The sequence below is a fragment of the Sinorhizobium sp. 7-81 genome, from assembly GCF_030124405.1.
GTDB lineage: Bacteria > Pseudomonadota > Alphaproteobacteria > Rhizobiales > Rhizobiaceae > Sinorhizobium > Sinorhizobium psoraleae.
Genome location: NZ_JASKLT010000009.1, coordinates 133,095 through 148,187 on the forward strand (window position 1 = coordinate 133,095; position 15,093 = coordinate 148,187).

16 protein-coding genes and 1 pseudogene are annotated in these 15,093 nt (G+C 63.8%); 9 read left to right on the forward strand and 8 right to left on the reverse strand.

The genetic code is table 11. The features are described from left to right. The first annotated feature begins 144 nt into the window (after positions 1-144). Positions 145-774 (forward strand): FMN-binding negative transcriptional regulator, encoded by a 630-nt coding sequence (locus QN224_RS24970; protein WP_283978811.1) that lies wholly within the window; start codon positions 145-147, stop codon positions 772-774. Positions 775-968: 194 nt separating this feature from the next. On the opposite strand, the gene QN224_RS24975 is transcribed toward QN224_RS24970, so the two are convergent. From QN224_RS24975 to QN224_RS24985, 3 genes and pseudogenes are all read right to left on the reverse strand, one after another. After that, entirely contained in the window at positions 969-1,535 is a 567-nt protein-coding gene (locus tag QN224_RS24975; protein ID WP_283978812.1) for a TetR/AcrR family transcriptional regulator, read from the reverse strand. Between the two features lie 4 nt (positions 1,536-1,539). Then, a pseudogene (locus QN224_RS24980) lies at positions 1,540-1,930 on the reverse strand (DUF1348 family protein). A gap of 340 nt (positions 1,931-2,270) precedes the next feature. Next, positions 2,271-2,732: a carboxymuconolactone decarboxylase family protein gene (locus QN224_RS24985; protein ID WP_283978813.1), complete on the reverse strand. Its 462-nt coding sequence runs from the start codon at positions 2,730-2,732 to the stop codon at positions 2,271-2,273. A 119-nt stretch (positions 2,733-2,851) separates the two neighbouring features. Here QN224_RS24985 and QN224_RS24990 point away from each other — a divergent pair, with 119 nt between their 5' ends. Both QN224_RS24990 and QN224_RS24995 read left to right on the forward strand, forming a co-directional pair. Next, positions 2,852-3,742: a sigma-70 family RNA polymerase sigma factor gene (locus tag QN224_RS24990; protein WP_283978814.1), complete on the forward strand. Its 891-nt coding sequence runs from the start codon at positions 2,852-2,854 to the stop codon at positions 3,740-3,742. 99 nt (positions 3,743-3,841) lie between these two features. Beyond that, the gene (locus QN224_RS24995) at positions 3,842-4,318 is read left to right on the forward strand and encodes a VOC family protein (RefSeq protein WP_283978815.1); all 477 of its coding nucleotides are present in this window, start codon (positions 3,842-3,844) and stop codon (positions 4,316-4,318) included. A 143-nt stretch (positions 4,319-4,461) separates the two neighbouring features. On the opposite strand, the gene QN224_RS25000 is transcribed toward QN224_RS24995, so the two are convergent. Further along, the gene (locus QN224_RS25000; RefSeq protein ID WP_173509982.1) at positions 4,462-4,671 is read right to left on the reverse strand and encodes a hypothetical protein; all 210 of its coding nucleotides are present in this window, start codon (positions 4,669-4,671) and stop codon (positions 4,462-4,464) included. 571 nt (positions 4,672-5,242) lie between these two features. Here QN224_RS25000 and QN224_RS25005 point away from each other — a divergent pair. Together QN224_RS25005 and QN224_RS25010 are read left to right on the forward strand one after the other, a co-directional pair. Beyond that, a complete protein-coding gene (locus QN224_RS25005) occupies positions 5,243-5,695 on the forward strand; it encodes a low affinity iron permease family protein (RefSeq protein WP_283978816.1) in 453 nt (150 codons plus the stop codon). Between the two features lie 247 nt (positions 5,696-5,942). Beyond that, a complete protein-coding gene (locus QN224_RS25010) occupies positions 5,943-8,156 on the forward strand; it encodes an adenylate/guanylate cyclase domain-containing protein (protein ID WP_283978817.1) in 2,214 nt (737 codons plus the stop codon). 286 nt (positions 8,157-8,442) lie between these two features. On the opposite strand, the gene QN224_RS25015 is transcribed toward QN224_RS25010, so the two are convergent. Together QN224_RS25015 and QN224_RS25020 are read right to left on the reverse strand one after the other, a co-directional pair. Further along, complete coding sequence (locus QN224_RS25015; RefSeq protein WP_283978818.1) at positions 8,443-8,772, reverse strand: hypothetical protein; 330 nt, start codon at positions 8,770-8,772, stop codon at positions 8,443-8,445. Positions 8,773-8,778: 6 nt separating this feature from the next. Next, positions 8,779-9,570: a thioredoxin family protein gene (locus QN224_RS25020; protein WP_283978819.1), complete on the reverse strand. Its 792-nt coding sequence runs from the start codon at positions 9,568-9,570 to the stop codon at positions 8,779-8,781. A 116-nt stretch (positions 9,571-9,686) separates the two neighbouring features. Between QN224_RS25020 and QN224_RS25025 the strand changes: the two genes are divergently transcribed. The 4 genes from QN224_RS25025 to QN224_RS25040 all read left to right on the forward strand — a co-directional run bounded on the left by QN224_RS25025 (position 9,687) and on the right by QN224_RS25040 (position 13,612). Then, entirely contained in the window at positions 9,687-10,907 is a 1,221-nt protein-coding gene (locus QN224_RS25025) for a helix-turn-helix domain-containing protein (protein WP_283978820.1), read from the forward strand. A 119-nt stretch (positions 10,908-11,026) separates the two neighbouring features. Then, positions 11,027-11,398, forward strand: a complete 372-nt coding sequence (locus QN224_RS25030) for a nuclear transport factor 2 family protein (protein ID WP_283978877.1) — start codon at positions 11,027-11,029, stop codon at positions 11,396-11,398. Positions 11,399-11,502: 104 nt separating this feature from the next. Continuing rightward, positions 11,503-12,135: a PQQ-binding-like beta-propeller repeat protein gene (locus QN224_RS25035; RefSeq protein ID WP_283978821.1), complete on the forward strand. Its 633-nt coding sequence runs from the start codon at positions 11,503-11,505 to the stop codon at positions 12,133-12,135. Between the two features lie 238 nt (positions 12,136-12,373). Beyond that, complete coding sequence (locus tag QN224_RS25040) at positions 12,374-13,612, forward strand: MFS transporter (RefSeq protein ID WP_283978822.1); 1,239 nt, start codon at positions 12,374-12,376, stop codon at positions 13,610-13,612. Positions 13,613-13,894: 282 nt separating this feature from the next. On the opposite strand, the gene QN224_RS25045 is transcribed toward QN224_RS25040, so the two are convergent. Both QN224_RS25045 and QN224_RS25050 read right to left on the reverse strand, forming a co-directional pair. Then, positions 13,895-14,416 carry a YHS domain-containing (seleno)protein gene (locus QN224_RS25045; RefSeq protein WP_283978823.1) on the reverse strand — a complete coding sequence of 174 codons (522 nt, stop codon included), beginning with the start codon at positions 14,414-14,416 and terminating at the stop codon, positions 13,895-13,897. Positions 14,417-14,460: 44 nt separating this feature from the next. Next, positions 14,461-15,051, reverse strand: coding sequence for an ankyrin repeat domain-containing protein (locus QN224_RS25050; RefSeq protein WP_283978878.1), 591 nt, complete (start codon positions 15,049-15,051; stop codon positions 14,461-14,463). Positions 15,052-15,093: the final 42 nt, after the last annotated feature.

Below are 15,093 nucleotides of genomic sequence, written 5' to 3' on the forward strand. Positions count from 1 at the left end.
GTCTGATGGCACTTTCACCTCAAATCCGCCTGCTGCTGTTTCCTTGAATCGTAGCGATTCAAAGACGAGAACATGCAGCAATTCAACGTGTTACAGCGACCTTTTGCGCGTTTGACATGACGTGGGGCGCTGGAAAGGTATCAGATGTACATTCCCCCGGCCTTCCGCGAAGACGAACTGTCTGCTCTCCACGAAGCCATTCGGGCCGCGCGTCTCTGCAACTTCGTGACGGCCACGGATGAGGGTCCGGTCGCAACCCCGCTTCCGCTGTTTCTCGACCCGACGGAAGGGCCGTACGGAACGCTCTACGGTCACCTTGCGCGGGCGAACCCGCAGTGGAAGCTTGCCGCGATCGGGGAAACGATGGCCCTGTTCATGGGACCGGACGCCTATATCACGCCGAGCTGGTACGCGACGAAGCACGAGACCGGCAAGGTCGTTCCCACCTGGAACTATGTCGCCGTCCACGCCTACGGTCCGGCGGAATTCTTCGAGGACGACGAAAGGCTTCTCGACGTCGTCACGCGTCTCACCAGACTGCACGAAGAGCCGCGCGCCGATCCGTGGGCGGTCGGCGATGCGCCCGAAGATTTCATCAGGGCACAGCTCAGAGGGATCGTCGGACTTCGCATGCCGATTACCCGGTTGGAGGGTAAGCGGAAGATGAGCCAGAACCGCAATGCAGCGGACCGGGCCGGCGTTGCGTCCGGTCTTGCCGCGAGTGATCGCACGTCGGATCGTACCGCCGCCACGCTCATTCCCGTCACTGCATGATTCCTTAGATCGGAGTCGGTCAGGACAAAATCATGCAGCAATTTCAAAGCGCTACAGCGACCTTTGCGCGTCCGAGGACGCGCAGCACTGTAGGGACGGAGTTCAGGCCGCTACAGCGCTTTGCGCAGCCGCCAGGGAGCAAGCGCCGTGGGGCAGCGGCCGCTATCGAAGCAGCCCGTCATCGGAACCTCCGATCAATCCTTGCCTGCCAGCAGGCGCGCCTCGACCCGCGCCAGCGCCCGCTCGAACACCGCCGGATCGTCGAGCGCGCGGCCGAGAACCAGCGCGCCCTGAATGGCGATCACCGCCTCCTCGGCAAGCTCGCGCGCCGAGGCCGGGTCGTTGCCGGTCTTCTCCAGGGCCGTGGCGAGTGCCGCCCGCCACCCGGCGAAATAGTCGCGCACCTGATCGGCGAAGCGGTCGCGGACATTGTCGAGCGCGAAGGCGCCGACGAGGCACACACGGCGGCCGGAGCGGAAATAGTCCGCCACCGACCGGCGCATGGCGCCGATCGCCTCGCGCGGATCCTCGGCTTGCCGAAGCGGCGCATAGACGTGATCGTCGAACCATTGATCGATCTCGCGTAGCACGGTCGTCGCCATCTCCTCCTTCCCTCCCGGGAAGAAGTGGTAGAGGCTGCCCTTGCCGAGCCCGGTCTTGGCACTGATGACCGAAAGGCTCGCGCCTTCGAAGCCGTGTTCCCGAAAAATCTCGGCGAGCACGGGGATGACGTCCGAGCGCTCCGCGACGATCTTTGCCATGATGTTACAATCCGAGTTCCGAAAGGCCGGGGTGATCCGCCGGCCGCGGCGCGGACCTCTCCCAGAAGAACTTCCGGTCCGCTTCCTTGATCGGCATGTCGTTGATGCTGGCATGGCGCGTGTGCATCAGGCCGTTCTCGTCGAACTCCCAGTTCTCGTTGCCATAGGCGCGATACCAATTGCCGGAGTCGTCGCGATATTCATAGGCGAAGCGCACCGCAATGCGGTTTCCGTCATGCGCCCACAGCTCCTTGATCAGGCGATATTCGAGTTCCTTGTTCCACTTGCGCGTCAGGAAAGCGACGATCGCCTCGCGGCCTCGCACAAATTCGGCGCGGTTACGCCACCGGCTGTCGACCGTATAGGCACGCGACACCCTTTCCGGATCGCAAAATGTTCCAGCCGTCTTCTGCGGCACGCACCTTTTGTATCGCCGTCTCGCGGGTGAAGGGCGGCAGCGGCGGGCGTTGTTCGGACATCTTCAATCTCCTTCACTGGCTGTCTGTACTGTTCGGTAAACTCTGTGTCAATCAGTACAGTCAGCGCGTAAGGACGTCAATGCCGAATGGTTCGGATTCCTCCTTGCCCTGCGAATTTGAAAAATCTGCAAATGTCGAAAGCGAGTCATTCACGGCGCCGACGCGCCGTGGCTCTCACCCCTGTGACAAGCACAGGGGTGCCTCGCCAGACGCGCCGATATCGCTGCAACAGCTTGAGAACGGCGTCCGCTCGCCCTCAGCTCCAGTCCCACTGCCCCGCCACCTGCCGGGTCGCGACGTTGAAGCGGTTCCAGGTGTTGATGAGCGAAATCTGGATGATGAGCGCGGCGAGCGCCTGTTCGTCATAGTGTTTCGCCGCCTCGTCCCAGATCTCGTCCGGCACCGGGTCCGCCCGGTCGGCAAGCCGCGTCACCGCCTCGGTCAGCGCCAGTGCGGCCCGCTCGGCATCGGTGAAATAGGGCGCGTCGCGCCAAGCGGAGACCGCCATGATGCGCTTGTCGCTTTCGCCGGCCTTCCTCATCAGCCGCGGATGCATGTCGACGCAGACGATGCAGCCGTTGATCTGGCTGGCGCGCAGGTGGACAAGGCCGACCGTGAGTTCCGGCACGCCGCCCTTCTCCGCCGAAGCACCAAGCGCCTGCAGCGCGTGCATGGCTTCGGGTGCGATCATGGCGATGTTGTTCATTCTGGCTTGCATCGTGCATCTCCTTCGGATGTGTTGGCCAAATTCGACGGCAACCCCGACCGATTTCTTGTCACATCGGCCGGGTTTCGTTCGTCATGCCCATGACGGAGCCGAGCGGAGGAATGTGACCGATGGATGGGAAAAAATTTCTGGCCGAGCAGTTCGAAGGCAACAGGCGGCGCCTGAGCGCCGTCGCCTACCGCATGCTCGGCTCGAAGACGGAAGCCGAGGACGCCGTGCAGGAAGCCTGGCTGCGCCTCAGCCGCACCGATGCGGGCGAAGTCGAAAATCTCGGCGGCTGGCTGACGACGGTGGTGGCGCGGGTCTGCCTCGACATGCTGCGCACGCGAAAAACCCGGCGCGAGGAGCCTCTGGAAACCCAGGCGCCCTCGCCCGCCGCCCGTCGCACGGAAGGCCCGGACCCGGAGCAGGAGGCACTGCTTGCGGATTCCGTCGGACTGGCGCTGCTCGTGGTCCTGAACCGCCTGACACCGTCCGAGCGCATCGCCTTCGTGCTCCATGACATGTTCGATCTCTCCTTCGACGAGATCGCGCCGATCGTCGAGCGCACGCCGACGGCTGCCCGCCAGCTCGCAAGCCGCGCCCGCCGCCGCGTCCAGGGTGCCGATACCGGCGCGAAGCCGGATATCGCCCGCCAGCGAAGCGTGGTCGATGCCTTCCTCGCCGCCTCGCGCGCCGGCGATTTCGATGCGCTGTTGAAAGTGCTTGCCCCCGACGTGGTGTTCCGGGCGGACCCGGTCGCAGCCCGGCTCGGCGTCCGCGCCGAGATCCGCGGCGCGGCGGCCGTCGCCGAAACATTCAAGGGCCGCGCCCAGGGAGCGCAGCCGGCGCTGGTCGACGGCGCGATCGGGCTGCTCGTCGCCCCCGGCGGCCAGTTGCGGGTCGTTCTGGCGATCACGATCCGCGAGGGCAGGATCGTCGCGATCGATGCTCTTGCCGATCCGGAACGGCTCGATCGGCTCGACCTCGCGGTGCTTGGCACAAAAGCGGAAGGGCAGTAATCGGGCAGGTCAAAAAAAATCGCGGCCCCGCTGTCGGTAGCGGCGAAGGGGAAGCGTCCTATGTAGCACCGGATACCGGTTCAACAGGAGGCTTTTCCCATGTCCAGGGTCATCTCTAACCTATGGTTCGCCGAAAACGCGCGTGAGGCCGTCGAATTCTATGTATCGGTCGTCCCCAACTCCTCTATCGGCCGAGAAACGATCGTCCCGGCCGAGACGCCGAGCGGCCCTCCCGGCAGCGTCTCGATCATCGAGTTCAAGCTCTGCGGCCAGAACTTCACGGCGCTGCAAGCCGGCCCGTTCGATTCCTTCAACCATTCGTTCTCGATCCAGGTCGAATGCGACAACCAGCAGGAGATCGACCGCGTCTGGGACGCCTTTATCGACAACGGCGGCGAGGCGGAACAATGCGGCTGGCTGAAGGATCGCTGGGGCCTCTCATGGCAGATCGTGCCGCGGGTGCTGGGCGAGATGGTTGCGAACCGCGACCGCGAACGCGCCAAGCGCGCGACCGAAGCCATGCTCACCATGATCAAGCTCGACGTTGCAACGCTGGAACGCGCCTTCAACGGCTAAAGCATTTTGCAGTCAGGTGGAATTACCTGACGTTGCACGAATGCTGCAAAAACAAACACGTAGAGCGGTGGCGCGAACGCACGTGAGCGCACTCCGCTCTAGCCACTCTGTGCGAGACTGCGTCGCGGCCTTGAGGACAACCGTCACGGCTTCCAGGCCGCCTCGCTCTTTTGTTCGTAGTGGGTGAAGGCCTTCACCAGCCCGCCGAGGACCTCTGCCGAGGTCTCGAACATCGCCTTGAACTGCGGATCGTCGACCTTGGTAATGTCCTCGCGCAGGTGCTCGATGAGCGCGTTCAGCTCGCCTTTCACCCTTTCGGTGTGATACGTCGGATTTGCGTCGCGGTGGGCCATTTCCGCCCTCCTTTCCGTTTTCGATTGGACCGGCTTTACAGTCACAACGTTTCGGATTTCCGAGCGGTTCCGGAGCGACCGTCGTCACACGGGAAACAATCGTATTTCGTTACAAATCGCCCTTAAAAGTTACTGGACCAGGGCGGTGGATTTGGCAAATATGGACATGCAAATCCGTGAGAATTCATATAGAGAATTCATTTCAGTGTCCCTTTAGATCAGAGCTCGCTGCCTGCATGTGAGCTCTGATTGGGAGTTCGAACTCGCTGGGATGGCGGCGATTCCCGAGGAACGCGAGAGGGGGTTTCAAACGGATTGGCCCGAATGCTTTTTGGGTGGGTACGGCGTTTCTGATAATGGATGAGCGCCAATAAGTTGGCAGGCATTTCGTCGCGAACTTCTCTCAGAGTCCGTTCCTGTGGAGCGGGCTCTGTTTTTGCGTTTGGGACGTCAAGCCGTGCCGGTCGGGCCGTTCTCCGCCGTCCGGAACCAATGATCGCGAGGACACGTTCGGGGCCTTCGGAAGGGAGAGCATCCGATGGAACCGATTTTCACCTGATTTTCCAACAAGGTGTCCGATCTCGCCGGACGGCCCGTGACGTTCACCCTCGCATTCCTGGCGATCGCCGCCTGGGGCTTATGCAGGCCCCTATTCGACTTTTCGCAGAACTGGCAGCTCGCGGTGAATACCTCGACGACGATCACGACATTCCTGATGGTCTTCGTTCTGCAGAACTCGCAAAACCGCGACGGCCAAGCGCTTCAGGCCAAGCTCGACGAACTGATCCTCACCAGCAGTGCCGAAAACCGCTTCATAGGCATCGACCAGCTCGACGGCAAGGAACTGAAAAAAGTTCGCGCGGACATCAACGGCAAGGTTGAAGCGGAACACTCCGCCACGACAGAGCCGCGTGTCTCTTCAGACGCGAAAAAAAGCCGCTGTAGCACTTTGAATTGCTGCATGTTTCAATTCTCAAATCGGCCCCGATTCAAGGAAACATGCAGGCGCAGCAGCAACGGATGAATGCCGCCGGCGGCGCCTCCCGCTCGCGGTCTGCCGTTCTAATGGCATCGGAGAAGCACCTGCTGTAAGCTGTCGCGCAAGATGTGGAGTCGTTTCCAGCCCACGTCCCTTCTGACCAGCGATGCGCGTATTTTCAGACGCGCAGTGGTCACTGTAACACTTTGAATTGCAGCATGATTTATCATGCCGAGGAAATCGGCGGAGCATACGCACGCATTGCGGGAAAGCCGCGCATGGAAGACCGGGCATGGAGCGCCATCTCGCAGCCATCCTCATTGCCGACGTCGTCGGTTACAGCCGTCTGAGCCGGATCGACGAGGAGGACACGCGCATCCGTTTCCACACGGATCTGTCCGAGATCTTCGAGCCGCAGATCGCCGAGCATCATGGGCGCCTGGTCAAGACCATGGGCGACGGCCTGCTCGTCGAATTCCATAGCGTCGTCGATGCGCTTCGCTGCGCGGTGGGCGTGCAGCGGGAGAAGGCTCGGCGCAATGCCGACGCATCGCGCGAGCAACGGTTCGAATTCCGCATCGGCATCAACCTGGGTGACGTCATCGTCGAGGGCGACGATATCCACGGCGACGGCGTCAACATCGCCGCCCGGCTGGAGGCGCTCGCGGAACCGGGCGGCATCGCGATTTCCGGCTCTGCCTATGACCAGTTGAGGACGAAGCTTGCCGTCGGCTTCGTCTCGCTCGGCGAGCAGAAGGTGAAGAACATTCCCGAGCCGGTGCGCGTCTATCGCGTCGTGCTCGATCCGGCAGCGGCCGGCAAGACTGTCGCCGCACCCAGGACCCGCGGCACAGGGCTCGCCGCGGCGGTCGCCGCGGCCGTTGCGGCCATACTCGCCGGAGCCGTGCTCTGGTGGCAGCCCTGGACGCTTGTCTGGCCGGAGCCGCCTCCCCGGCGTATCGCCTATCCCCTGCCGGACAAGCCCTCCGTCGCCGTGCTGCCCTTCATCAATGTCAGCGGCGACCAGACGCAGGACCATCTGGCGCGGGGCCTGACCGACGATCTCATCACCGAGCTCTCGAAGGTTTCCGGCCTCTTCGTCATCGCCCGCCACTCCGTCCTCGCCATGCGCAGCTCCGAGGCCACGGCCCAGGACGTCGCCTCCGAACTCGGCGTCCATTACGTGCTCGAAGGCTCGCTGCAGCGCGCGGATTCGCGGCTGCGCATCAATGTCAAGCTGGTCGACGCGATGACTGGCCACTCGCTCTGGGCCGAGCGCTACGACCGCCAGTACAGGGATCTCTTCGCCGTCCAGGACGATGTCATCGGCAAGATCACGTCGGCCCTCGAGGTCAAACTCAGCCAGAGCGAACAGGACCGGCTCTCCCGCATACCGACCGACAATCTGGAGGCCTACGACAATTATCTCCGGGCCGAGCAGGAAGGCCTGATCTATAGCGACGTCAACACCTATCGCCGCACCCTCTCCTTCTACCAGAAGGCGATCGATCTCGACCCGCGTTTCGCCGACGCCCATGCCGGCATCGCCCGGGTCGCGGTCGATGTCTGGCGCAACGATTACAACTTTCTCTGGTCCGCCGCCGTCGCCCGCAAGATTGCCTACGACGCCGCCGGAGAGGCGCTGAAGATCGACCCCAACAATGCCCGCGCCCACACCGTGCTCGCGCTTTTGCAGCTCGTCGACGGCCGTGACACCGAAGCGCTCGATTCCGCCCATCGCGCGGTCGCCGCCCAGCCGAGCGACGCGGAGGCCTACGGCAACCTGGCGCTGATTCTGGCGCATACCGGCAGCCATCAGGAGGCGATCGCGGAAATGCAGCGCGCCTTGCGGCTCGACCCCTCGCCGCCGCCGAGCTTCCAGCTGCTCGCCGGCATCGTCTTCTACACCGCCCGCGACAACGACCGCGCCATCCCCCTGATCGAAGCGGCGCGCGACGCGCTGCCCGACGCCGAACCCGCCCGCGAATATCTCGCCGCCGCCTATGCCCGTCGTGGCGACGCGGCGCGCGCGGCCGCGGAGGTCGGAAAGCTGAAGGCGCTCTTTCCTGAGGCCAATTTCACCTATTACAGCTATCTCTATGACTATTGGGGCAAGGAAGACCTGGCCTACCACCTCGCCGGTCTGAAAGCGGCGGGCGTGCCGGAGTGGCCCTTCGGCTTTACCGGGGCGGTGGCCGACCGCCTCTCCGAGGCGGATCTCGCCGGCCTCATCGACGACAAGACCTGGATCGGCAAACACAAGAACGGCACCGAGTTCCTCCAGGCCTTCGACAGGGCCGGCAACACCGCCTATCGCACCGCCAACACCAGCATCACCGGCATGGCGGAAATCCGGGACGACCAGCTCTGCGAAAAGATCGGCGGCTATTTCCTCGACCGCATGGTCTGCGGCTATGTCTATCGCAACACCACGGGCGAGCAGACCGACAAGGACTACATCCACGTCACCCCGCAGGCGCTGAAGTTCTTCTCGCTGGAGCGGTGAACACCAGGCGATTTAAGGGGAACACGGTAGCCAACAGGCACGCCCTCATCCCTGTGCCTGTCACAGGTATCCAGCCACGGCGCGTCGGCCCGTGAATGACGTTTCCACTGTTGAGACGCGGCGGAGGAGGTGCCGGGCTATACCAGACCGCTCGTGCTGCCGGTCCGATGGAGTCTCCCGCGCCCAAGGACTTGCACGCTGCTGGAATCCTGTGACAAGCACAGGAATGACGGAGTCTGGTGGCGTCTTCAGCCATTCCGCATGCGAAACGCCCTGGTGCTGATGTTCAGCCTCCTGCTTTTCTATTTGCAGACATTGCGGGACCGGGGCGCCGCGCTTTGGAGACCAGCCTCAGCCAGGGCGCCAGATGAAAGACGCTCATCAGCAGGTACATCGGCACCATTCCGGTCAAGAGCGACGCATCCGGCGCGGACGAGCAGAGCATATCCTCCGGGCCAAGAACGCCGGTCAGCAGCGCCATGGTTGCGAAGGTCGGCGCGGCCGCGAAGGACAGCCAGTCGGCGGCGCCGAAAGTGGCGGTGCTACCGCCTGGAACGCCGGCCGATCCGCTGCCTGCGGCCGGCGTCCTCTTCGGGCTGGTCGAGGGGCGCAACATCGGGCGTCAGCTCCGCCCGTAGGCGTCGTGATGGCGCCACCAGACACCGTGCTCGTTGCGCCCCAAAGGCGCTCGGTCGAGCCATTGGTACATGCCCCATACGCCGTCCAGTCCGCGCGCATAGCTGGAATAGGTATGGTAGACGACGCCTTCGTCGAGCACGAAGGCGCTGACGCCCGGCCGGTCACGCGTATAGGTAGGAACGTCGGTGCCGGTCATTGCCGCGATTTGGGCGACCGGTCCCTCGTCGCCGCGCCATTCCTGAACGGTCTTTCCGGCAAGCGGCTCCGGCGCCGGCGGCTCGCGGCGGAAGTTGTATTCTATGCCGCCCTTGCGCTGCTCTTCCTCGGTGAACCAGACGCTGAAGTCACGGTTGAAGTCGCCGTCGTTCGAAGAGGCCCAGGGAAAGCTCCACCCCATCCGCCGCTTGAATGCCTGCAGCTTTGCGAGCGGCGCTCGCGAGATCGCCGAGAAGGCAACATCGTGGTTCTGAAGATGGACGACGATGCCGTCGAACCCATCCGCGATCGAAGAGCAGGACGGGCAACCGGCCGTGTAGTCGGGGCCGAACATGAAGTGATAGACGAGAAGCTGCGAGCGGCCTCCAAAGAGGTCTTTGAGCGAGGCGCTTCCTTCCTCGGTCTCGAACCGGTAGTCCTTGTCGATCCGGACCCAGGGCAGCGCCTGGCGCCTGAGCGCCAACGCGTCGCTGCGCCGCGTCAGTTCCTTCTCGTCCTGGAGCAGATCGAGCCGTGCCGCCAGCCACTCTTCGCGCGTCCCGGTCAGATGTTCCGTCATCATTCTTCTCCTGTCTGGCGCCGTCCCGTTTTCGGTGCGACGTGTTGCTTGTTGGTCGGGAGATAGATTACGACCGGGTATCGAATGGTGAGAGTGACAAGTGTGACGGGATTCCGATGGACTCGCTGATCACCGCCGCGGCGCATGCACTCGCGGCGGGTGATCCCCTCGGCGCATTGAAGCGGGTTGCGCTCCGTGACGACGCGCCAGCGCTGGCGCTCCGGGGCATTGCCATGGCGCAGCTCGGCGATCTCGTCCGGGCGAAGGCGCTGCTGAAGAGTGCCGCGCGCGCCTTCGGCCGCAGAGAGGCGGTGGCGCGCGCGCGATGCGTCGTCGCCGAGGCTGAGATCGCCCTCGTCTCGCGCGATCTCAGCTGGCCTCCGAAGGCGCTCGACGCAGCGCGCGCGACGCTCGAAGCACATGGCGACCGCGTGAACGCCGCGCATGCACGAAACGTCGAAGTCCGCCGCCTGCTTTTGATCGGCCGCCTCGACGAGGCCGAGCGCATGCTCTCCGCGCTCGATCCCTCCCCGCTTCCACCGGCCGCGCGCGCCGCCCATGAACTCGCGGTCGCTGGCATCGCCGTCCGGCGCTTGCAGACGAAGACGGCGCATGCCGCGCTCAGCCGTGCCGCCGAGGCCGCGCGCAAGGCGGATATCCCGGCGCTGACGGCGGAGGTCGAAAACGCAGCGCTCGTGCTCGAGACGCCGGCGGCGCGGCTGATCGCGCGTGGCGAGGAACGCACGCTCCTGCTCGAGGAGGTCGAGGCGCTCTTCGCGTCCGGCGCGCTCGTCGTCGACGCCTGCCGCAATGTCGTGCGCGACGAGAGGCAGGTGGTCTCGCTCGCGACCCGCCCGATCCTGTTCGCGCTGGGGCGGGCGCTCGCCGAAGCCTGGCCGGCAGACGTATCGAGGAGCACGCTCCTTGCCCGCGCCTTCCGGGCGAAACACGCCGATGAATCGCATCGCGCGCGGCTCAGGGTGGAGATCGGACGGCTCCGCGCGGAGCTTCGGGCGCTGGCGGACGTGAGCGCGACAAAGAATGGCTTTGCGCTGGTGCCGCGCCGCGCAGGCGAGGTCGTCGTGCTTGCGCCGCCCGTCGAGGAACGGCACGCGGCGGTGCTCGCCTTCCTTGCCGATGGCGAATCCTGGTCGAGCTCGGCGCTGGCGATCGCGCTCGGCGCGAGCCCCCGCACAGTGCAGCGGGCGCTCGAACAGCTTGCGGAGGCCGGCAAGGTGCAATCCTTCGGCCGCGGACCGGCGCGCCGCTGGATGACCCCGCCGCTCACCGGTTTCCCGACAATCTTGTTACTCCCCGGCCCGCTGCCGAGCGACTAGGCTCAGGACCACAGCCGGATTGATGCGATCTGGATAAAGGCAGATAGTTTGCAGCGCGGCTGGCGCGCGGCAACGGTGCTGCATGTTCAAGATCGACCGACCGGATGGAGACTGTGGCGATGGACATTCGATCAACACTGAAGGAACTATGCGAGGCCTTCAACGCGCACGATCTCGATCGCATCATGGCGTTCTTTTCTGACGATTGCGTCCTGGAGATGCCGAGAGGAAGCAAGCCCTGGGGTTCCCGCTTCGAGGGCAAGGAGAACGTACGTGAAGCGCTGGCAACACGCTTTGAAGGTCTGCCCGATGTCCACTACGGCGACGATGAGCATTTTGTGGACTCGGCTACCGACATTGGCATCTCGAAATGGATCCTCACGGGCACGACCCGCGACGGGATGAGAACGGAGGTCCGGGGTTGTGACTTCTACACGTTTCGCAACGGTAAGGTGATCCGCAAGGACTCCTATTGGAAAATCGTGGAATAAGAATGCGGTGTTGGTCTGCCGATCGATAGGCGCATCGCAGCAAGCCAGATGCTGCGGCGAGCTTTGTGCCGCGCTGCAGGAAATCATGTCTCAGGAGGAAAAGCATGAAACGATCTGCCGCCGAAATTCTCTGTGAATACGGCCCCTTCCCCGGAGCCGACAACGTGCATGGCGTCACCTTCGACGGTAGCCGGGTCTGGTTTGCATCCGGAGACAAGTTGAACGCCTTCGATCCGGCGAACGGGGAACTCACGCGCTCGATCGACGTCGCCGCGCATGCGGGAACGGCCTTCGACGGGCGGCACCTGTTCCAGATCGCCGAGGATCGCATCCAGAAGATCGACCCGAAGACCGGCCGCGTGCTCGCCACCATCCCTGCGCCCGGCAACGGCGGCGACTCGGGCCTCACCTGGGCCGAAGGCACGCTCTGGGTCGGCCAGTACCGAGACCGCAAGATCCATCAGGTCGATCCCGAAACGGGCAAGGTCCTCCGCACCATCGAGTCCAACCGCGTCGTCACCGGCGTCACCTGGATCGACGGCGAACTCTGGCACGGCACCTGGGAAGGCGACGAGAGCGATGTCAGGCGCATCGACCCCGAAACGGGAGACATCCTGGAGAGGGTCGATATGCCGCCTGGCATGGGCGTATCGGGACTGGAGTCCGATGGCGGCGACCGCTTCTTCTGCGGCGGCGGAAGCGCCGGCAAGGTGAGAGCCGTTCGTCGCCCGAGGTAGGGTTTGGCGATCCGCCCCGAACCCGCACCCGCTCCAGGCGCAGATAACGATCCCCGGTCGCGGCAAGCCGCGGCCATGGTGAAAGCCGCAGTCCCTTTCAAAGTGCCACAGCGATCTCTGCGCGTCTTAAAAGCCGCGCGGCGCTGTCGTGCAAGATTTTTCGGCAGGCGTGTCGTTTTTCACGCGGCTCGTTCGTCTTGGAGGAGCGTCGCCGCCAATTTTGCCACGAGGTATTCTCATGTCGCACGCTGAGTTTCAGACACAAAGTTCATATCGCTGGGTGATTGTTGCCGCCGGTGGCCTGTTGGGCTGTATCGCAATAGGCGCCATGTTTTCACTGCCGGTTTTTCTCGTGCCCATCTCCCGGGATACCGGATGGTCGGTTACGGGCGTGTCCAGTGCCATGACCATCGGATTTGTCGCCATGGCGCTGGCAAGCATGATCTGGGGTACTCTGTCGGACCGCTGGGGGCCTCGCGTGGTCGTGTCGATCGGCTCGGCTGTCTTGGCCGCAGCGCTGGCTCTGGCAAGCCAGGCGACCTCCCTCATCGAGTTTCAACTCGTCTTCGGGTTGGCTGTCGGTGGCGCGACCGCCGCGATCTTTGCGCCGATGATGGCCTGCGTGACCGGCTGGTTCGACACGCACCGCAGCCTTGCCGTGTCACTCGTATCGGCCGGCATGGGCATGGCGCCCATGACCATGTCTCCCTTCGCCGCCTGGCTCGTCACCATCTATGATTGGAGAACGTCGCTCCTGATCATCGCCGCCCTCGCCGGGGCCGTGATGATCCCGGTCGCGCTGCTCGTACGTCGCCCGCCCGCTCTCGAAGGCCCAGCTGCCGGCGCTTCTCCGGATGGAGAGCAGCAATCCGCCATGTCCGTGGGACAGGCGATGAGGTCGCCGCAGTTCATCATCCTGTTTTTGACGAACTTCTTCTGCTGCGCCACGCACTCGGGCCCGATTTTCCATACGGTGAGCTACGCGATAAGCTGCGGCATACCGATGATCGCGGCGGTCTCGATCTACAGCGTGGAGGGGCTGGCAGGCATGGGCGGCCGCGTCGCCTTCGGTCTTTTCGGAGACCGGTTCGGCGCCAAACGCGTTCTGGTCTCGGGGCTGCTGCTGCAGGCGTTCGGCGCACTGGCCTATTTCTTCGTGCGCGATCTTGGCGCGTTTTATGCCGTGGCGGCGGTGTTCGGCTTCATCTACGCCGGCGTCATGCCGCTATACGCCGTGATTGCGCGCGAGAACTTTCCACTGCGCATGATGGGCACCGTCATCGGCGGAACGGCAATGGCCGGCAGTCTCGGCATGGCGACCGGTCCCTTGGCAGGAGGCCTGATCTACGACACCTTCGCCAGTTACGGTTGGCTCTATATCGGCGCCTGGGGCATCGGGATCGGCGCCTTCCTGATCGCATTGACCTTCAGGCCCTTCCCCAAGGCAAAGGCCGAGCCGGCGCCATTGCCCGCGTGAGGATAGCGAACTCGCTCGGCCGCGCACAGAGTGTGTCGCGGCCGCTTTCAGACGCCACAGTACACGACAGTAAGCTAATGGGGTCGGCTGACGCGTTTGTCGCCCTCATCCCTGTGCTTGTCACAGGGATCCAGCAGCGCCGCGTCTGCGGCGCGGAAGAGTCTTTTCAGCCCAAGGACTTGGGCTGGCTGGATTCCTGTGACAGGGCACAGGAATGAGGATAGGAGAAGCCTTGCCGTAGCGTGATCGGCGCGGCGCAGCGCTTTCGCGCTTCGTGGCGCCTCACTTGGCGCTGGCTTGCCAGTTCGTCTGCAGCTTTTCGCTGACCAGCGTCTGCTGCACCTCGGACCAATGTTTCTGCGAGTCGACGACCTTGCTCGGGTTCTTTTCGAAGCCGTCGGCCGCACCCGGGTCGTAGCTGATGTAGAGCTTGCCGTCGATGATGCGCCACGCCTTCGGGTCGATATTGGTGGTGACCGTCCCGAAGGAGACGCCATCGGCGCAATAGCCGCCATATTGCGGGGCGTATTTCGAGGGCTCGCGCATGAAAAGGTCGCGATGTTCGGCGCTGGCGAAATGCCAGGTCGCGCCAAGCCAGCGGTGCGAATATTGCGGCGATCCCTCGACCGCCTTGTTCTCGGTGAAATAGGCGACTGGGTCGTAGCCCTTGATGGCGACGTCGCCGAAATAGCCGGTGTTGACGAGGTTTTCGGCGCTCGCAACCCCTCCAGAGGAGAAGAGGATGGTCGCCGCGCCGAGCGCGAGGGCAATCCGCATCCCGCATTTTCCTTGATAGTTCGTCATGACGGTTCTCCGAATTCCGACCGTTGTCCGCTTAGTGGCGAGCGTCATTTCCGCTTGGTGCACTCGTCGTAGAGCCACTTGCCGACAAGATCGGCGCCCTGGCAGGCGGCACCCGCCTTGAGCAGCAGCCCGGCGGCATCCCAGTGCTCGCGCCACCCCGCCTGGGTCAGAGGCGTGTAGCCGTTTCTTTCCTTCGCTTCGACCACCGCCTTGTTGGCGAGCAGAAAAGCGACCACGTCCGCGTGGCCCTCCTCGGCCGCCGCATGAAGCGGCGTCATCCTGTAGAAATTCTTGTCGTCGTTGACCGCCGCACCCTTTTCGACGAGCAGTTTCACGGCCTCGAGATTTCCGCCATAGGCGGCCGCGTGCAGTGCGGTCAGCCCACCCTTGTTGCGGATCTCGATGTCGGTGCCCCGCTCCAGGAGAAGCATCACGACATCGCTCTTTCCGGCAAGCGCCGCGATCAGCAATGCGGGCTCGCCGGTGTCGTCCGGTTCCGCCACCTTGGCGCCCTGGTCGATGAGTTCCTTGACCCGCCCGACGTCGCCTTCCCTCGCCGCGTCGTGCAGCGGCCCTGCCACGACGGCCGAGGCCGAAAGCATGGCACCAAGAACGACGGAAACAAGATACGACATGCTCCGCGCCATCTTCGTTCTCCCCATGGGCGGAAAGTAGTC

Bases quoted from the DNA above. Each gene is read 5' to 3' on its own strand.
- QN224_RS24970 (WP_283978811.1), top strand. From the start codon at position 145: ATGTACATTCCCCCGGCCTTCCGCGAAGACGAACTGTCTGCTCTCCAC.
- QN224_RS24975 (WP_283978812.1), bottom strand. From the start codon at position 1,535: ATGGCAAAGATCGTCGCGGAGCGCTCGGACGTCATCCCCGTGCTCGCC.
- QN224_RS24985 (WP_283978813.1), bottom strand. From the start codon at position 2,732: ATGCAAGCCAGAATGAACAACATCGCCATGATCGCACCCGAAGCCATG.
- QN224_RS24990 (WP_283978814.1), top strand. From the start codon at position 2,852: ATGGATGGGAAAAAATTTCTGGCCGAGCAGTTCGAAGGCAACAGGCGG.
- QN224_RS24995 (WP_283978815.1), top strand. From the start codon at position 3,842: ATGTCCAGGGTCATCTCTAACCTATGGTTCGCCGAAAACGCGCGTGAG.
- QN224_RS25000 (WP_173509982.1), bottom strand. From the start codon at position 4,671: ATGGCCCACCGCGACGCAAATCCGACGTATCACACCGAAAGGGTGAAA.
- QN224_RS25010 (WP_283978817.1), top strand. From the start codon at position 5,943: ATGGAGCGCCATCTCGCAGCCATCCTCATTGCCGACGTCGTCGGTTAC.
- QN224_RS25015 (WP_283978818.1), bottom strand. From the start codon at position 8,772: ATGTTGCGCCCCTCGACCAGCCCGAAGAGGACGCCGGCCGCAGGCAGC.
- QN224_RS25020 (WP_283978819.1), bottom strand. From the start codon at position 9,570: ATGACGGAACATCTGACCGGGACGCGCGAAGAGTGGCTGGCGGCACGG.
- QN224_RS25025 (WP_283978820.1), top strand. From the start codon at position 9,687: ATGGACTCGCTGATCACCGCCGCGGCGCATGCACTCGCGGCGGGTGAT.
- QN224_RS25030 (WP_283978877.1), top strand. From the start codon at position 11,027: ATGGACATTCGATCAACACTGAAGGAACTATGCGAGGCCTTCAACGCG.
- QN224_RS25035 (WP_283978821.1), top strand. From the start codon at position 11,503: ATGAAACGATCTGCCGCCGAAATTCTCTGTGAATACGGCCCCTTCCCC.
- QN224_RS25040 (WP_283978822.1), top strand. From the start codon at position 12,374: ATGTCGCACGCTGAGTTTCAGACACAAAGTTCATATCGCTGGGTGATT.
- QN224_RS25045 (WP_283978823.1), bottom strand. From the start codon at position 14,416: ATGACGAACTATCAAGGAAAATGCGGGATGCGGATTGCCCTCGCGCTC.
- QN224_RS25050 (WP_283978878.1), bottom strand. From the start codon at position 15,051: ATGTCGTATCTTGTTTCCGTCGTTCTTGGTGCCATGCTTTCGGCCTCG.